Below are 16863 nucleotides of genomic sequence, written 5' to 3'. Positions count from 1 at the left end.
CTGCACAGTGGCATTGTCACAAGGCTCTGAGCATATGCTGGATAGCTTTGTGGCCGGACTTTGGCGCATCGTTAAAAAAGTCCGCGATTCGCGCCGCAAACTTTTGTGCATCCTGGAAGGATTCATTCATGGTTAAAGCAGTGTCATTGATCGACAACATGACAAACGCTCGTTGACCACTTCCCACAAAACCGATGGATGCATGATCATCACCGTGATTCAAAACAACTAAAAATGAATCCCTGTTGATGGGACATTTTTCAACTTCCCACTCCGGTGGGTCTTCTCCGTGGAAAGCCTGAGCAAGCCTGGATACAAACGAAGCCCTGCGTGAGGCTTCACCCTGCAATTGCTGCTTAGCCAGCGACAGCACATGAGTCCAGGCATCAACGTCAAACGTAGAATGACTTTTACACTGGTAACACTCACGGGCAGAATCATTGAGGACATATTGCGCGTCGGCGGTCATGCAAGTGCCAAAAGATCCGGAAGAGTTCATCTCCTCTTTATATTTGCTCAGGAACCTCTTGACCGTAGCGCCCGCAGGACCGCTTACCAAACAAGCCTCATCGGCCCCCGTAGGTAAATCAAAACAAAGGTCATCCAGGACTGCTGGCGCTGCGGCTCGGTCAAATGCGGAACCGTCATTCACCCAGGTGTTGGATGCACGCTCTGAATGCGGATCTTCAAACTGCTCCAGCAAAAAAACGAGGCGGTCTCGCTGAATCGGATCGGCCATGATTTCTTCAATCAACAAGACTGATGCGTCGTAACCGCTTTGAGAATCCAGATCAGCACTGAACCCCTTCAGCTCGCGAAGCGCATGGGCAAGTTCTGCCATTGAAAGTCGAGGTCTGGCGTCAGTCATAAAACTCACTCTACCTTTCGATATTCAGTAGCGCAAAGCATAGCCATGCCCGTCTACCTTCGAGGGTCATAGAGAGCAGAAAAAGCCTGTGCCTGCGCTCCATTGAAATGAAAATACTCATCGGTTCGCCCCCGGCGCCACACGGTGGTGATGCTCCCGTTGCGGGGTGACAGCCGGTTCATCTTGCAGCTGGACTCGTAGAAATTGATCAGTTTTCTTCCTCCTCTTGGATCCGCATGCAACAACAACTCCCCGTCATCACCTTCATCCAAAGCCGCCTGAATCGTGCAATCAATCAGAGCCTTTGCAACCCCACGTACAGCGGGCTGCCCCAAAAGCTGCTCATAAGCTTCCGACGGTGCGTCAGAAAGGTACCAAGTGAACGCACGTTGTCGTTCAACGCCCTGAATGTTGCAATGCAATTTTGGAACGATCGAGAGCATCCCAATAGGAAATTTTTGCTGCCCCTTGGAAACTACCACACACAATGCCTTGCCTTTCTCAGAGGCGTTACCTGGCATACGAGTGAGGTAATTATGGATGGCCACAAGTTTGAGATACGTGGGCCAGCGCCATCCGACATCCGCTCTGACTTTCCTGTTCGTTGCGCCTTCATGTGAGTAGTGGCTGTTGACGATGGGTTGGACGTTTGCGTGCCATTGCTCTGCCAATGCTTTCGTCATCGGCACCACGGAGACTTTCACCTGAAAAAGGTTACCGTTCGCGTCGCAGGCAGGTAATGAAGAAATGGGCCGCTGTAGCGGCATAAGCGAGCTTCCTTGCATATTTTGATTACGAGGTTTGGTAGCCGTGACCAGCTGTTTCTCAAGCTAGCATAGGGGCCGGTGCATCGCGCCCGGCTGCTTCTTTCATAATGTTTCTGGTGTTTTGGGGGTCGTAGCCGACCACAGGCGGCTCCTCGCATCACCCTCCCTCCCCCCGGAACCACCCGACCGTCGGCAGCGAAAAGCAATTGCAACGATATATTACCTACGTCATATTATATCCATCATAAACACAACCGCTCCGACAGGTAGTCCTCAATGACCAGCATGCCCACGATTGAATCCGACCTGGCTGCTCCGGTGTCCACCACCCAACCACCTCGGCTCAAACGCGTACTGCTGCTGACAGCAGGCTTCGCGGCATTGGTGCTGGCCGGTGTTTACGTCGCGCATTGGTGGACGGCTGGTCGGTTTATCGAGGAAACCGACGATGCCTACATCGGTGGCGACGTTACGGTGATCGGGTCGAAGGTTGCCGGTTACATCGATGAAGTTCTGGTGACTGACAATCAGAAGGTCAAGGCTGGCGATGTGTTGATCCGCCTCGACGCCCGTGACTACCGCGCCAACCTGGCCAAGGCCGAAGGCGCGGTAGCCGCCGAAGAAGCGCTGCTTGCCAACCTCGACGCCACTGAACAACTGCAACAGGCTGTCATTGGCCAGGCCCGTGCCGGCATTGATGCTGCCGGCGCCGAAACCTCCCGCTCACGCGATGACGACGCGCGCTACAAAAAACTGGTCAGCTCCAATGCCGTCTCGGTGGAAAGCGCGCAACGGGCCAACGCCACGTTCAAGACCGCCCAGGCGCAGAGCAATCGCGCCCAGGCTGAGTTGCTGGCGGCGCAACGGCAATTGAACGTCATTGCCACTCAAAAACAACAAGCCCGCGCCGCATTGATTCAAGCGAAGGCCGAGCGTGACCTGGCACAGTTGAACGTCGGCTACACCGAACTGCGCGCCCCGGTGGATGGCGTGATCGGCAACCGTCGCGCGCGGGTTGGCGCCTACGCCCAGGCCGGTTCGCAATTGCTGTCGGTGGTGCCCTCCAGGGGGTTGTGGGTCGATGCCAACTTCAAGGAAGACCAACTGGCGCGCATGGTGCCGGGTCAGCGCGTGGTCATTCACGCCGACGTGTTATCAGGCCAGGAATTCCACGGTCATCTGGACAGCCTCGCGCCGGCCAGCGGTTCGCAGTTCAGCGTGCTGCCACCGGAGAACGCCACCGGCAACTTCACCAAAATCGTCCAGCGGGTGCCGGTGCGGATTCACCTTGATCCGGCCGACAGCGTCCTCGGCCATCTGCGTCCCGGGCTCTCGGTGACCGCCGAAGTGGACACGCGCAAGGCGCCTGAAGCACCCGCCGTAGCCAGCACACCATGAGCCGCACCCTCGCCGCCCCGGCGCAACCGTTCGATGCCGCCAACATGGCGACGGCCACCAAAGTCTTCGCTTTCGCCAGCATGTGCATCGGCATGTTCATTGCGCTGCTGGACATCCAGATTGTTTCGGCATCGCTGCGTGACATTGGCGGCGGGCTGTCCGCCGGCACCGACGAAACCGCCTGGGTGCAGACCAGTTACCTGATCGCTGAAATCATCGTGATCCCGCTGTCCGGCTGGCTCTCGCGAGTGTTCTCCACACGCTGGCTGTTCTGCGCTTCCGCCGTGGGTTTTACCCTGACCAGCCTGCTCTGCGGCGCGGCCTGGAACATCCAGAGCATGATCGCCTTCCGCGCGCTGCAAGGGTTTCTCGGCGGTTCGATGATCCCGCTAGTGTTCACCACGGCGTTCGTGTTTTTCACCGGCAAGCAGCGGGTAATCGCCGCCGCGACCATCGGCGCCGTGGCTTCGCTGGCACCGACGCTGGGGCCGGTGATTGGTGGCTGGATCACCGACATCTCGTCCTGGCACTGGCTGTTCTACATCAACCTCGTCCCCGGTATTTTCGTCGCGGTCGCCGTGCCGATGCTGGTGAAGATCGATCAACCGGAACTCTCGCTACTCAAAGGCGCCGACTATATAAGCATGGTGTTTCTGGCGCTGTTTCTCGGCTGTCTGGAATACACCCTCGAAGAAGGCCCGCGCTGGAATTGGTTCAGCGACAGCACAATCCTCACCACGGCGTGGATCAGCGGCCTGTCGGGGCTGGCGTTTATCGGCCGGACGCTGCACGTGGCCAATCCGATTGTCGATCTGCGCGCCCTGAAGGATCGCAACTTCGCCCTCGGCTGTTTCTTTTCGTTCGTCACCGGCATCGGCCTGTTCGCCACGATTTACCTGACACCGTTGTTTCTTGGTCGGGTACGCGGCTATGGCGCGCTGGACATTGGCCTGGCGGTTTTCTCCACAGGTGTGTTCCAGATCATGGCGATTCCGCTGTACGCCTTTCTGGCCAACCGCGTCGATCTGCGCTGGATCATGATGACCGGCCTTGGCCTGTTCGCGTTATCGATGTGGGATTTCAGCCCGATCACCCATGACTGGGGGGCCAAGGAACTGATGCTGCCGCAAGCCTTGCGCGGGATTGCCCAACAACTGGCGGTGCCACCCGCGGTGACGTTGACCCTGGGTGGGTTGGCGCCGGCGCGTCTCAAACATGCGTCGGGATTGTTCAACCTGATGCGCAACCTCGGTGGTGCGATTGGCATCGCCGCGTGCGCGACCATTCTCAATGACCGCACCAACCTGCACTTCACGAGGTTGGCGGAAAACCTCAACAGCACCAACGAAGCGCTGAACCAGTGGCTGTCCCAGGTCGGTAACAACTTCGCCGTCCTGGGTCAAAGCGGCGATGTCGGGGTGACGGCCAGCCTGCATCAACTGTGGCTGCTGACCTACCGCGAAGCGCAGACGCAAACCTATGGCGACGCATTTCTGATGATCATGGTCTGCTTCATCATCGCCACGGCCATGGTGCCCTTGATGCGCAAGGTGCAACCACCGGCCGCGCCGAGTGCCGATGCGCATTGAGGCATCGGCACTGTCCGTGAAGAATCAGGCCTGAGGGGTTTTGCGGAAACCTACCGCCAGACGATTCCAGCTGTTGATGGCGTTGATGGCAACCGTCAGGTCGACCATTTCCTTGGGGCTGAACTGAGCTGCAACCACGTCGTAGTCTTCGTCCGGGGCGTGGGTCAGGCTGAGCTGGGTCAGGGATTCGGTCCACAGTAAAGCGGCGCGCTCGCGCTCGGTGAAGAATGGCGCTTCACGCCAGGCCGTCACGGCAAACAGGCGGCGCGGGGTTTCGCCGCCCTTGATCGCGTCAGCGGTGTGCATGTCGATGCAGAAGGCACAGCCGTTGATTTGCGAGGCGCGTAGCTTGACCAGTTCGATCAGGTGCTTTTCCAGCGGCAGCTTGGAGACAGCAGTCTCCAGGGCGATCATGGCTTTGAGGGCGTCAGGGCTGGCGGTGTAGAAATCGATACGCGGTTGCATGGCGTGTTCCAGGGCAAGTGGGTGTGGAACTACGTTAGTACCGGGAAAGATTTGTACAAATAGCCAATATTCGAGAAGTCGAGGAGGCCACTGGTGCAAGCCCTGCATGACAGGGCGAAATGTGAATTGTCATCACTCAGTCCGCGCCACTAGAATGCGATAAATTCTTAATTGCACACTCGCAGGACGCCCGAGTTGAGTATCTGCCCGTCATGTCGTCCGCCGATCAGCCTCTGAATCAGCAAGTCCACAACCTCTACAGCGAACATCACGGTTGGCTGCAAGGTTGGTTGCACCGCAAATTGGGCAACAGTTGTGATGCGGCCGATCTGGCCCACGGCACGTTCCTGCGTTTGTTGACGCGTCAGGTGGTGAAACCGCTGGGCAGCGAACCGCGGGCATTGCTCACGCACATTGCGAAGACTTCGGTGTCCGGCCCTTGATCGTTGAAACCCCGCAAGGGACGGCCCGTGCGCTGGGCACTCGGTTTTGCGTGCGCACCAACAAATCCACCAGCCAGGCGTCCGTTTTCGAAGGGCAAGTGGTGGTCACGCCGCAATTGCTGCACCAAAGCGCCACCCTCAATGCCGGCGAGCGTCAGAGATTCAGGCTCAACCGTCTGGACGCCACACAGCGTTTTGACGTCGAAACTCTGTCCTGGGACAAAGGCATGCTGCTGGCCAACAACATGCGCCTGGATGAACTGCTCGGCGAACTGAACCGCTACCGGCCGGGCGTGTTGCGCTACCATCCGGATATCACGGGATTGCGGATTTCAGGGGCGTTTTCCCTGCGTAATCCAGACGCCAGCTTGCGCCTGCTCAGCGATACCCTGCCGCTGCACATCAGCCGTATGACACAGTATTGGTTGTCGGTTGAGCCGAGAATCTGAAGTCTTGTTCCCATCGATTCTCGGCCCAAGATCACAACGTCAGGGGAAATCGCACCCTCTGAATCAGGACTCCGGATCTGCCGCAGCCGCCGGCCAATAGCTGGCCAGGCTCAACCTGCGTGGTTCATTGTGGGTCGCATGCTGTACAAGTCCCGTTTGAAGCCATCGACCGTTGGCGTCCACTTCCATAACACTGCGCGAAGGCTCCCTGTGCATGACACTGACGGTATCGCCAACATTCAACGGCAACAGTATCGACTCCAACTCCGCCAGAACATCGCCACGAAGCTCTCGCAGATAGCGAATTTCACCACTGGCCGAGGTCAATACGACAGACAAATATACCGATGCAAAATATGAGTGAGGGATGACCTGAAAAACTTCGAATTTAACTGTGCGATCATTAAAATCAAATTTCACGTAACCGATCAATTGATCTGAAATACCCTTTAGCATCCAGGTAACTCTCGAACCACCGACACCATCGTTAACGGCCGGACGAGAAAACTCAACTTTCTTATAGCGTTCAAATAGCTCCCCTCGTACAGGTTCAGCAAAGATATTGATCGCCCTCTTCAAATCTTCCTTCAATGGAAAACTATCATGAAGAACAAAATGAGGAGAACGCTCAAACTTTGCGGCAAGGCGCGCAATTTCAACTTTCAGGTTCTCACCAGCATCGGTAGCTATAGCAGCATTGACCAGCCCCCGCTCAGTAACCCTGAGAATATTATTCATAGCGCTAACATCAAACACCGCCGAGGCCAAACTATTTGAAACATCAACCCCCATTTCCCTGTGCATTATTTCGATAGAAAAACCCGGAGAAATCGCCAGTTCACGATGTAGTAACTCGGTATCATCACCTTTCATCTGTAAATCGAAAACCACGTTACCCTGCGCATTTTTAATAGTCAGTGAAGCATAGACCACACCAGAAAAATAAGCATGTGGCTGCTTGCTGACAACGTCAATTATCAGTCGACCCACGGATACATTTACTTGAACAGTACAGAAAACGTTACTCAACCCCCTAAAATATAAACTCTGATCAACGAGCTCGCTCCCAAGCGTTTCAACATAAGTACATTCTACGTATTTCCTGCCCTGCGAGACCACCACATAGGAAAGTGCTGGTTGATATTTTCCTTCCTCGACAAATGGTAGATGCAACCTGTAAATACCGATTGGTAAATCCTGGAGAAAAATCTCTCTCGCACCAATTCTTACCATCCGAGCAACATCACTCCCCGAACTTAGAACAAAATACTTACCGAAAACCTTATCAAAAATATCTGGACTAAACTTAAAAATCACTCCCCCTTTCATTCCAGAAACCAATAATTGCCTTGTACTGACCAAATGCAACGGACTCCTGACTGCAAGCAATTCCTGCAGTGACTTCACTTCCTCTGGGGCGATCAAATAGAGCGGGTAAACTGGTTCAGATCCACTGTATGCATTCTCTGCAAATTGTCGCCTGGAAAGGGGAGCCTTAACGTAATCCATAAAGTGAGAGATATCGGAGTTTCCGACGTCGACCACCACACTACTCAGCACGTCCATAGTCGGGTAGTCTCTAGATTCAAAACCTGCTGTATTGCTGAGTTTACGATAGCGCTTATAAAACTCTGCAACACCATGCTCGCCAACTTTCCAAACGATTAGAAGATAAAAAAACACTATTAAACGCCCGGAATTTTCAACCGAACCAAGATCAAGTCCTTGAGCGAATACGCGCTTGGCATCCTCGTAGACTTCTTCCTCATTAACCAGACCAAGGGCAAACAGCCACCCCTCGCGATAAACATTTTCTCCCATAGTTTTTTCTTGATATAAATGAGACAGAACATTGTTCCAGATCTCACCCATCGGTACTGAACTATGCGCGAAAAATTTGCCTTGGTAGCCATGCGTTACTTCATGTAGACATCCCCAATTTGTAGGCTCAGGATCAAGCCAGAAACCCGCTACGGACCTCGAGGACTCTGCGGTCCAACTTTCACCATAATAAGCGGCTCCCGGGCCTACTTTATCGGCTTTCATAAAATAGCGATTGGGGATATTTTTATTCTCAGGCACTGCCGACTCGAAGAAAATACCTACCAACTCATTAAAATATTCAAACACGCTTTCATAGTAATCAGTCAAGCTCTGCAAGCCACGCTTGACTTGCAAAGCCCTTACAACCTCCTTATCGAACTTCGGAATCAAAATATTCGCATACTTGCAATTAAACAATGCATATTCAGCGTCTAACGTATCCCAAATCGCAATAAACTCGGAATCCTGCATCCCCTGCGTATATATGGGAAGAAACTTCCATCCCCCTTTTACTTCAATTTCCACCTCAGTCATATCACCCGCAACATCGGTATAACGTGTACTCACAAAGGGGACCGACGGTACGCTTGAAACCAACTCGCGCCACTGATCGTTTATTGCTGCTTGCAGTTCAGTTCCGTTGTCATTATTGAGCAACATCAACACATGACCAGGGCCGTCGCCCGGGGTTTTCTGACGAAACCGAATCGTCGCCCCGGGCGCCATTATAATATTCAACGTTTTTCGATCGTGGCGACGCCCCTTATCCAGACCCGCATTAATCAGCCAGTCAGGACGTTCAAGACTGTAGTATTGCGATGTAACTGAGAAAGCACTTTGGTCAAACATAGCAATTACCCCATTAGAAAAACATATCTGGGGAAATCTACGCACGACCAGTAGCTCCGCCTACTGACAGAAATGACAGTTTTTAGATTAAAAATTTAAATTTCTTATAACAAAATGCACACGCCGCTATATGGGCAATACCTGCCACTTCACCGAGATGTGCTTGTTCGCAATCCAGGAAGTTATTGGTCGTGTTTTCTCACGCCCGCTTGAGCAACCACTGCAAAAACCCTTTCTTGCGCACCACCACCGGTTCTTCCTGAATCAGCGACTGCACTTTGTGCAAGCGGAAATCCAGCAGGGTTTTCATCGCATCGTTGATGTCCTGACGGGCAGCCAGGCACGGTTTGAGGTAGTCCTTTTCAATGCGGTAAAGCGCACAAAAGGTTTTTGCGGCAAATTCGGCGGCCGACGAACTGTCGGTGAGGATGCCCGCCTCGCCGATCACTTCCCCAGGTCCCATGCGCCCGGTCTCGATGAGCGTGCCGTGGACGTTCAACGTCACCGACACCACGCCGGATTCGATGATGAACAAATGATCACTGACCTCCCCCGCCGCCAGGATGGTTTCGCCGGCGCGGAAGGTTTGCAGGGCCATGTTCTGGCTGAAGGTTTCTTTCTCTTCCTCGCGCAAGGTGGAGAAAATCGGCGAACTGTCGAGCAACGCCCGTGGCCGTGGAGAATCGCTTCCCAGATTGGGCTCAACGCTCGACAGCAAATTGATCCCCGACGCCTGCAAGTGCCGATACGCCAGGTCGAACAGCTGATTACGCACCGTGCGCTTCTCGCTCATCGAGGCGACGAAGCCGCTGATTTCATAGTCCGCGCCAGCAGCGCTGGAGCTTTTGAGCGCCACTTTCGGCCCGGGCGCACTCAACAGAATGCGGCAGCCTTGCATGGCCCGCTCAAGGGCGTCTATTACGATTTGCGGACGAATATGGGGGCTGATCTGCAGACTGATGGAAACGCCGAACATGTCGCTGGGCCGACTGAAATTGGTGATTTTGGCCTTGGCCGCCAGCGAGTTGGGAATCACGATCATGCTGCCCTGGGACGTCTGCAGTCGCGTGGCGCGCCAATCGATATCGATCACCCGGCCTTCGGTGCCGTCGATGGCGATCCAGTCATCCAGTTGGTAGGGTTTGGTGGTGTTGAGCACGATCCCGGAAAACACGTCGCTGAGGGTGCTTTGCAAGGCCAGGCCGACAATGATCGCCAAGGCGCCTGATGTGGCCAGCACGCCTTTGACGGGCAGGTCGAGGACGTAGGCCAGCGCGGCAATCACCGCGATCAGGAAAATCAGCGCACCGAGCAGGTCCTGGAGCAAGCGCCCGGTGTGCCCGACCCGCTGCATCATCACCGCGCCGATCAGCACCGTCAGCGTGCGCGCGGCAAACAACCACCAGGCGATCTGCAAACCGGTGGCCGCCAGGTGCAGCGGTACGTTGTCCACCCACGGCGCCGGCACCATCGGGTTCAGGCCTTCGTTGAACAGCAGTACGCTGTACAGCGAAAAAATCACCACCCGCAGCATCAGTTTCCAGCTGTAGTGGTTGGCGTCGATCAAACGCCACATGACCAAGTCGATCAGGATCAGGGCCAAGGCGCAGATCAGCGGGTGTTCGGCGATCAACGACAGCATCAAGCAACTCCAGAGAGGACAATGAACGAACGATCTCACACATTGGCCACAGTGTAGGAGCAATTGATGTCGTCAGAGCAACACAAAACACGGCGGGAGCGAGTCTGCTCGCAATGACGACAGAACAGACACCTTTGCAGTGACTGTCCGGCCGCCATCGCGAGCAGGCTCGCTCCCACTTTTGATCGGTGTTACTTGCTGGTCAGCGTGCTGTAGCTGGTCATCAAGTTGCGGTAATCCGGGATGTGGTTGGAGAACAGCGTGCCCAACCCTTCCACATCATTGCGCCAGTCGCGGTGCAGTTCGCAGGCCAGACCGAACCAGGTCATCAATTGTGCACCCGCGGCGGACATGCGATTCCACGCCGACTCGCGGGTCAGTTCATTGAAGGTGCCGGATGCGTCGGTGACCACGAACACATCAAAACCTTCGGCCAGGGCCGACAGTGCCGGGAACGCCACGCAGACTTCAGTCACCACGCCGGCAATGATCAGTTGTTTCTTGCCGGTGGCCTTGATCGCCTTGACGAAATCCTCGTTGTCCCAGGCGTTGATCTGGCCTGGACGGGCGATGTACGGCGCGTCCGGAAACTGCGCCTTCTATTGGACAACAGCCATCCCTGGCCTGAAAACCGGCCTACTCATCCTGGGTAGAGTCGGGTTGTAGAAGTGCTGCGGATTAACCGTGCATCTGGCCGAAGCGGCCGGACTGGAAGTCGGCGAACGCCTGGTGGATTTCCTGCTCGGTGTTCATCACGAACGGGCCGTGACCAACGATGGGTTCGTCGATTGGCTCACCACTGAGCAACAGCACCACCGCGTCGCTATTGGCCTCAAGGCTCAACTGATCGCCATTGCGTTCGAACAGCGCCAGTTGCCCTTCACGCACCAGCTCCAGTCCATTGACCTGAACGGTGCCGCGCAGCACCACCAATGCCGTGTTGCGACCTTCGTGCAAGTCCAGGGTCAACAACTTGCCACCGTTGAGGCGCAGGTCCCAGACGTCGATGGGGGTGAAGGTGCGCGACGGACCGGTGTGGCCGTCAAACTCCCCGGCGATCAAACGCAGGCTGCCGGCGTTGTCCTTCAGGGCGATGCTCGGGATATCGCCATCAAGGATGGTCTGGTAACCGGGCGCGGCCATTTTGTCTTTGGCTGGCAGGTTGACCCACAATTGCACCATCTCGAGGGAGCCGCCGGTTTTGGCGAAATCACTGGAGTGGAACTCTTCATGCAGGATCCCGGAAGCGGCGGTCATCCATTGCACGTCGCCGGGGCCGATCTTGCCGCCGCTGCCGGTGGAGTCGCGGTGTTCCACCTCACCTTTGTAAACGATAGTCACGGTTTCGAAACCGCGATGCGGATGCTGACCAACGCCACGCCGCTCGGTGGTCGGGGTGAATTCAGCGGGACCGGCGTGATCGAGCAACAGAAACGGGCTGATGTGTTTGCCCAGGTTGTCGTAGGAAAACAGCGTGCGGACCGGAAAACCGTCGCCGACCCAATGGGCCCGTGGGCTGGTGTAGATACCGATGATGTTTTTCATGGTGTCTCCTGATGAGGTGAGTGAAGCCATGGACAAAGCTTAAATCCGTGACCTTTGCTGCGCTAGACTGCAAAAATCAGTCTTAGCGTTCCATCTGGAGAACGATGATGGAAGACCTCAACACCCTCTACTACTTCACCCAAGTGGTGGAGCACCACGGTTTCGCAGCGGCCGGACGGGCATTGGACATGCCCAAGTCCAAGCTCAGCCGCCGCATCGCCGAGCTCGAAGAGCGCCTTGGCGTGCGCCTGCTGCACCGCACCAGCCGCCATTGTTCGTTGACCGAAATCGGCCAGGCCTATTACCAGCGCTGCCTGGCCATGCGCGTCGAAGCGGAAAGCGCCGCCGAACTGATCGAGCGCAACCGTTCCGAGCCCCAGGGACTGGTGCGCGTCAGTTGCCCTACGGCGCTGCTCAACTCGTGGGTCGGGCCGATGCTCACCCGCTATCTGCTCAAGTACCCGTTGGTCGAGTTGTTCATCGAGAGCACCAACCGCCGGGTCGACCTGATCCACGAAGGTTTTGATATCGCCCTGAGGGTGCGTTTTCCGCCGCTGGAAAACACCGACATGGTGATGAAGGTACTGGGCAACAGTACCCAGAGCGTGGTCGGCAGTCCGGCGTTCGCCGAGCGCCTGTCGACCCCGCCGTCACCGGCCGATCTCAGCGGCTTGCCGAGCCTGCACTGGGGCGCGGCGCAACGTGAATATCAGTGGGAACTGTTTGGCGCCGATGGCAACAGCGCAATGATCCGGCACGCCCCGAGGATGGTCACCGATGATCTGTTGGCCCTGCGCCACGCGGCGGTCGCTGGCATCGGCATCGTGCACCTGCCCAGTGTGGTGGTGCGGGATGAAATCGCCGCCGGCCAGCTAGTTGAACTGGTACCGGGTTGGGCACCGAAAAGCGGTGTCATCCATGCAATTTTCCCTTCGCGTCGGGGACTGCTGCCGTCGGTACGCACACTGATTGATTTTCTTGGAGAGGAATTCAGCCGCAGCGACATCGCCTGAGGCAGGAGACACGCGGGGTCAGGGGGCATCGCACCGAATCGGGATCAATCGCGCCGCCCCTCGAGGCTCTGGTCCAGCCGCGTCATGGCCTGTTGCAACTGATCGACGGCAACGTCGATCAACGATGCGCGGCCCTCGGCGCAAGCACCCTCCAGTTGTTCACAACACGCCACCAACGCCTGCGCGCGGACCATCTGCGCACCGCCCTTGATGCGGTGCGCGAGGTCTTTCAGGACAGGATAGTTGTGAGTGACGTGTGCCTGCAGCAAGCGCGCGCGGTCATCACGGTTGGTCGCCACCACGTCGCGCAGCAGCTCGGCGATCAGTTCGTTGTCCGCTCCGACATAGCTCGCCAACCCGCTCACGTCGAACTCGCTACTCGTAAGTTGTTCCACCGCGCTGGCCGCTGGGTGTCCAAACCGTTCAGCCAACCATCTGCTCAGGTCAGCCAACCGGATTGGCTTGAACAGACAGTCGTCCATACCCGCCTCGATACAACGAAGCTTTTCCTCCGGCTGTGCATTGGCGGTAAACCCCAGAATCAAGGCTGGCGGTCCGCCCTGGAAGCGTTCTTCATCGCGGATCGCACCCGCCAGTTCATAACCGCTGGCAACCGGCATGTTGCAATCGGTGATGACGAGGTCCAGTTCGTGCTCAAGCCACAGTTTAAAACCTTGCTGGCCATCTTCTGCCTCCAGCACCTGATGCCCCAGATAGCTCAACTGCCGCGAGAGCAGCAAGCGATTGGCCGGGTAATCGTCGACCACCAGAATCAACAACGCCCGGCCAGGTGACTGATCGTCATGCTTGTGCACTGCAATGGCGGGCAACGGTTGCAATGGGGGCAGCTCAAGGCTGATGTCCACTCGCGTACCGCGCCCGAGAACGCTGTCGAGTTGCAATTGCCCACCCATCATTTCGCACAATGTACGGCTGATCACCAACCCAAGACCGGAGCCCTGGCGACCTGACTGCTGACTGTTGCCGGCCTGCGCGAACGGGCTGAACAACCGTTGCTGGTCCACTCTGCTGATCCCGATCCCGCTGTCTTCTATACGCAGGCTGACCGCCAGGCGTTGAGACGATGTCGAGTCCACTTGCAGCCTCAGGCTGACCTCGCCCACCGGCGTGAACTTGATCGCATTGCTCAGCAGGTTGGACAACACTTGCTTGAAACGCGTGGGGTCAATCAGCACATCGCGGTCGCTGTGTTCGTCGAGTTCGACCCGCCAGCGCAAGTTCTTTTGCTGCGCCAGGCCTTCAAACACCCGACACACCGTGACCACCAGCTCCCGCAAATTGGCCCGCTCCGGTGTCAGCGACAAATGCCCGGACTCAATGCGCGCGATGTCCAGAATGTCTCCGATCAACCCCAGCAGTTGTTGCCCGGCATCCGACGCCACCTCGATGGCCGCGCGGTCGGTGACGCCTTCGTCTGCCCGCTTCAACGCCAGCTCCAGCATGCCCAGCAAGGCATTCATGGGCGTGCGGATTTCATGGCTCATGGTCGCCAGGAACGTGGTCTTGGCCCGGTTGGCCTCATCGGCGGCGTCCTTGGCGTCCTGCAATTGGGCCAACAATTGCTGACGCTGACGGATCTGCCGACGCTGCCAGGCGATCCACGCCACCGCGAGCAAAAGCAAGGCGCCAGCGACCGCGAACGCCTGGAAAATGCTCTGGCGATGACGCAGCCAATAGCTCTGTTCCACCATCAAATCATTGCGCCAGGGGAGTATCAGTTCGTCGATTTCTTCCGGCGGAATACTCAGCAATGCCTTGTCCAGAATCGAATGCAATTGAGTGGCATCACGACTGGTCGCCAGCGTGCTGCGCGCAGGGTCGGTGCCCACCGTGCTGATGACCTGAAGGCGATCACGGTATTGCCGGGAAATCAGGTAACGGGCGCTGATCAAGGAGTTGATGCCGGCTTGTGCCTTGCCTTGGGCGACCATTTCCATGGCATCGGCCGTAAAAGGCGCATCGATGCACCTGATCAGCGGAAAGTATTGACGGATGAAATCGCCGACAATGTTGCCCTGGGTCAGCGCCAGGGTTTTTCCGGCCAGATCATCCAGCGTCCGCGGGCTGTCCGGCGCCACGCGTGTGACCAGCACCGATGGACTGGTCAGAAACGCCCGCGTAAACATCAAGTCCTCTTCACGCCTGGAACTGAGGCCTATGCCAGCGAGCACGTCGACCTCACCGCGTTTGATCGCCGTCATCATCTGCGCCACTGACTGCATGGGCCGGATGTCGAATTGCAAGCCGGTGCGCAGACTGATCTTCGCCAGTACATCAACACCGATACCGCGATACTTGCCCTCACTGTCGACGAACGTGATGGGCGGAATATTCTCGTTGATGGCCACACTGACGCGCGGGTGCCGGTCGAGCCAGCGTTGTTCGGCCGCGCTCAGTTGCAGCGATTGCGTGCCCGGCATGGACACCCCGCTCGCGCCCCAGCGGCGCAGGATGTTCATCTGCTCATTGGCCGTTATCGCCGACAGTGCCTGGTTGACGATGCGCAGCAATGTCGGGTTGTCGCGGGGGATGGCAAAGGCGAAGCGACCGGATTCCAAAGGCGAAAAATCCGCCAGTTGCACGTTGTTCAGGTAGTTTTTGCTGATCAGGTAATGGGCGCTGATCGCATCCCCCAGATAGACATCGGCCTGACCGAAAGCCACCGCCCCCACGGCCCCCAAAGTCGAAGGGAACAGTTCGACCTGCGCCTGGGGATAAGCCTGTTGTACATCGTGTTCAGGCAGGTAGTGATACAACATCGCCAGGCGCTTGCCGGCCAGCTGCGGGTCCAGCGCTTGCGCCGAGTCCGTGCGGGTCACCAGTACCGGCTGATCTACCGCATAGGCGCTGGACATCAGTAGCTGCCGATCTTGCGCCTCATAGCTGTTGGCTGTGCCCAGCATATCGGCGGCGCCTTGCATGAGCGCCCGGACCGCTTCGTCTCGCGAGGCATAACGCTGAACCTCGACCTCCACCTGCAACAATTGTTTGAGCAGCCCGGCGTAGTCCGCCGTCACGCCTTCAAGCGCATGACCTGTCGCGGTGATGTCGAAGGGTGGATAGTCCGGGGCGGAAACTGCCAGCACCAACCGGCCCTTTTGCTGCAACCAGCGTGAATCGGCTGCCGTCAGTCCGGCGGTCGCCCCTTCCATATAGGAACGGCCCAGCAGTGTCAGGGTTTGGGGCTCGGCACCGACCACACTCACCCACAGGACGAGCCCCAGCAACAGCAGGCTTTTGAGGCAGTTCCGACACCGTAAAGTATTCATTCAGATCAAGTGATTGCGCCGGGCAAGATCCCTCAGGTGCACAGACGAATCCACGTTGAGCTTTTCAATCAAACGGGTTTTGTAGGTGCTGACGGTCTTGTGGCTCAGGTGCATGATTTCGCCGATGGTCTTGTTGCTCATACCGCGGGCCAGGTGCTGGAAAATCGTCAATTCCCGATCTGACAGCTTGTTGATCATCTGTCTTTCGCTGCGCTGCAACGTGCTCATCGACACTGAACTGTTTGGGAGTTGCGAGAAGTAGGTGTATCCACCCATCACCGCGTGCACGGCCTTGTGCAAGTGCTCGAGGTCATTGGTCTTGGCGACGTAGGCAGCGGCACCGGCGCGCATGCAGCGATCCTGGTAAAACACCGGTTCCTGGGAGGTGAAGACCACCACGCGACAATTCACCTCGCCAGCCTTGATGCGTGCCAGCACATCCAGCCCGTCGAGAAACGGCAAGTTCAGATCGAGTATCACCAGTTGCGGTTTGTGCTCACGGATCATCGGCAAGACTTCACTGCCGCTGCAAGCCTCGTGGATGAGTTTGTACCCCTCCAGCTTGAGTACGATTTTGACTGCGCCACGAATCACCGGATGATCGTCCACAATCAGCACTGACTTCATGGCAACTCCCTGGGTAAAAACACGGCAAACGAGCGTCGTCAGCCCTCGAGCAAACCCCGAATCGGACGCAGCAGCTGCGCATAGACTGTTGCAT

12 protein-coding genes and 2 pseudogenes are annotated in these 16863 nt (G+C 56.8%); 5 read left to right on the top strand and 9 right to left on the bottom strand.

From position 1 onward, the window contains the following. Nucleotides 1-16 precede the first annotated feature (16 nt). Nucleotides 17-868, bottom strand: a complete 852-nt coding sequence (locus tag M5G20_RS04430; RefSeq protein WP_273918101.1) for a hypothetical protein — start codon at nucleotides 866-868, stop codon at nucleotides 17-19. Nucleotides 869-921: 53 nt separating this feature from the next. Further along, a complete protein-coding gene (locus M5G20_RS04425; protein ID WP_273918100.1) occupies nucleotides 922-1635 on the bottom strand; it encodes a hypothetical protein in 714 nt (237 codons plus the stop codon). 276 nt (nucleotides 1636-1911) lie between these two features. Here M5G20_RS04425 and M5G20_RS04420 point away from each other — a divergent pair, with 276 nt between their 5' ends. Next, nucleotides 1912-3033: an HlyD family secretion protein gene (locus tag M5G20_RS04420; RefSeq protein ID WP_273918099.1), complete on the top strand. Its 1122-nt coding sequence runs from the start codon at nucleotides 1912-1914 to the stop codon at nucleotides 3031-3033. Next, on the top strand, nucleotides 3030-4622 hold the full coding sequence (locus M5G20_RS04415; RefSeq protein ID WP_273918098.1) for a DHA2 family efflux MFS transporter permease subunit: 1593 nt from the start codon (nucleotides 3030-3032) through the stop codon (nucleotides 4620-4622). The genes M5G20_RS04420 and M5G20_RS04415 overlap by 4 nt, the downstream gene beginning before the upstream one ends. 24 nt (nucleotides 4623-4646) lie before the next feature. Here M5G20_RS04415 and M5G20_RS04410 read toward each other — a convergent pair whose 3' ends face one another. Then, the gene (locus M5G20_RS04410; protein WP_273918097.1) at nucleotides 4647-5087 is read right to left on the bottom strand and encodes a carboxymuconolactone decarboxylase family protein; all 441 of its coding nucleotides are present in this window, start codon (nucleotides 5085-5087) and stop codon (nucleotides 4647-4649) included. A gap of 212 nt (nucleotides 5088-5299) precedes the next feature. Here M5G20_RS04410 and M5G20_RS04405 point away from each other — a divergent pair. Together M5G20_RS04405 and M5G20_RS04400 are read left to right on the top strand one after the other, a co-directional pair. Beyond that, a pseudogene (locus tag M5G20_RS04405) lies at nucleotides 5300-5509 on the top strand (sigma factor); the annotation flags it as partial. A gap of 17 nt (nucleotides 5510-5526) precedes the next feature. Continuing rightward, nucleotides 5527-5979, top strand: a complete 453-nt coding sequence (locus M5G20_RS04400; protein WP_273918096.1) for a FecR family protein — start codon at nucleotides 5527-5529, stop codon at nucleotides 5977-5979. 63 nt (nucleotides 5980-6042) lie between these two features. On the opposite strand, the gene M5G20_RS04395 is transcribed toward M5G20_RS04400, so the two are convergent. The 4 genes and pseudogenes from M5G20_RS04395 to M5G20_RS04380 all read right to left on the bottom strand — a co-directional run bounded on the left by M5G20_RS04395 (nucleotide 6043) and on the right by M5G20_RS04380 (nucleotide 11839). Further along, on the bottom strand, nucleotides 6043-8652 hold the full coding sequence (locus tag M5G20_RS04395; protein ID WP_273918095.1) for a putative mucin/carbohydrate-binding domain-containing protein: 2610 nt from the start codon (nucleotides 8650-8652) through the stop codon (nucleotides 6043-6045). 199 nt (nucleotides 8653-8851) lie between these two features. After that, nucleotides 8852-10294, bottom strand: a complete 1443-nt coding sequence (locus tag M5G20_RS04390; protein ID WP_273918094.1) for a mechanosensitive ion channel family protein — start codon at nucleotides 10292-10294, stop codon at nucleotides 8852-8854. 191 nt (nucleotides 10295-10485) lie between these two features. Beyond that, nucleotides 10486-10893, bottom strand: a pseudogene (locus tag M5G20_RS04385) (isochorismatase family protein); the annotation flags it as partial. Nucleotides 10894-10972: 79 nt separating this feature from the next. Continuing rightward, a complete protein-coding gene (locus M5G20_RS04380) occupies nucleotides 10973-11839 on the bottom strand; it encodes a pirin family protein (protein ID WP_150735379.1) in 867 nt (288 codons plus the stop codon). A 104-nt stretch (nucleotides 11840-11943) separates the two neighbouring features. On the opposite strand from M5G20_RS04380, the gene M5G20_RS04375 reads away from it, so the two are divergent. Beyond that, nucleotides 11944-12852, top strand: coding sequence for a LysR substrate-binding domain-containing protein (locus M5G20_RS04375; protein ID WP_273918093.1), 909 nt, complete (start codon nucleotides 11944-11946; stop codon nucleotides 12850-12852). Nucleotides 12853-12896: 44 nt separating this feature from the next. Here M5G20_RS04375 and M5G20_RS04370 read toward each other — a convergent pair whose 3' ends face one another. Further along, a complete protein-coding gene (locus tag M5G20_RS04370; protein ID WP_273918092.1) occupies nucleotides 12897-16142 on the bottom strand; it encodes a transporter substrate-binding domain-containing protein in 3246 nt (1081 codons plus the stop codon). Beyond that, nucleotides 16143-16769: a response regulator transcription factor gene (locus tag M5G20_RS04365; RefSeq protein ID WP_273918091.1), complete on the bottom strand. Its 627-nt coding sequence runs from the start codon at nucleotides 16767-16769 to the stop codon at nucleotides 16143-16145. Nucleotides 16770-16863: the final 94 nt, after the last annotated feature.

The sequence above is a fragment of the Pseudomonas sp. TNT2022 ID1044 genome (assembly GCF_028656895.1).
Taxonomy (GTDB): Bacteria; Pseudomonadota; Gammaproteobacteria; order Pseudomonadales; family Pseudomonadaceae; genus Aquipseudomonas; species Aquipseudomonas reinekei.
The sequence above is the reverse complement of the archived record's forward strand: the minus strand, read 5'-3'. Positions and strand labels throughout refer to the sequence as shown.

Bases quoted from the DNA above. Each gene is read 5' to 3' on its own strand.
- M5G20_RS04380 (WP_150735379.1), bottom strand. From the start codon at position 11,839: ATGAAAAACATCATCGGTATCTACACCAGCCCACGGGCCCATTGGGTC.
- M5G20_RS04395 (WP_273918095.1), bottom strand. From the start codon at position 8,652: ATGTTTGACCAAAGTGCTTTCTCAGTTACATCGCAATACTACAGTCTT.
- M5G20_RS04390 (WP_273918094.1), bottom strand. From the start codon at position 10,294: ATGCTGTCGTTGATCGCCGAACACCCGCTGATCTGCGCCTTGGCCCTG.
- M5G20_RS04365 (WP_273918091.1), bottom strand. From the start codon at position 16,769: ATGAAGTCAGTGCTGATTGTGGACGATCATCCGGTGATTCGTGGCGCA.
- M5G20_RS04430 (WP_273918101.1), bottom strand. From the start codon at position 868: ATGACTGACGCCAGACCTCGACTTTCAATGGCAGAACTTGCCCATGCG.
- M5G20_RS04415 (WP_273918098.1), top strand. From the start codon at position 3,030: ATGAGCCGCACCCTCGCCGCCCCGGCGCAACCGTTCGATGCCGCCAAC.
- M5G20_RS04410 (WP_273918097.1), bottom strand. From the start codon at position 5,087: ATGCAACCGCGTATCGATTTCTACACCGCCAGCCCTGACGCCCTCAAA.
- M5G20_RS04370 (WP_273918092.1), bottom strand. From the start codon at position 16,142: ATGAATACTTTACGGTGTCGGAACTGCCTCAAAAGCCTGCTGTTGCTG.
- M5G20_RS04425 (WP_273918100.1), bottom strand. From the start codon at position 1,635: ATGCCGCTACAGCGGCCCATTTCTTCATTACCTGCCTGCGACGCGAAC.
- M5G20_RS04375 (WP_273918093.1), top strand. From the start codon at position 11,944: ATGATGGAAGACCTCAACACCCTCTACTACTTCACCCAAGTGGTGGAG.
- M5G20_RS04420 (WP_273918099.1), top strand. From the start codon at position 1,912: ATGACCAGCATGCCCACGATTGAATCCGACCTGGCTGCTCCGGTGTCC.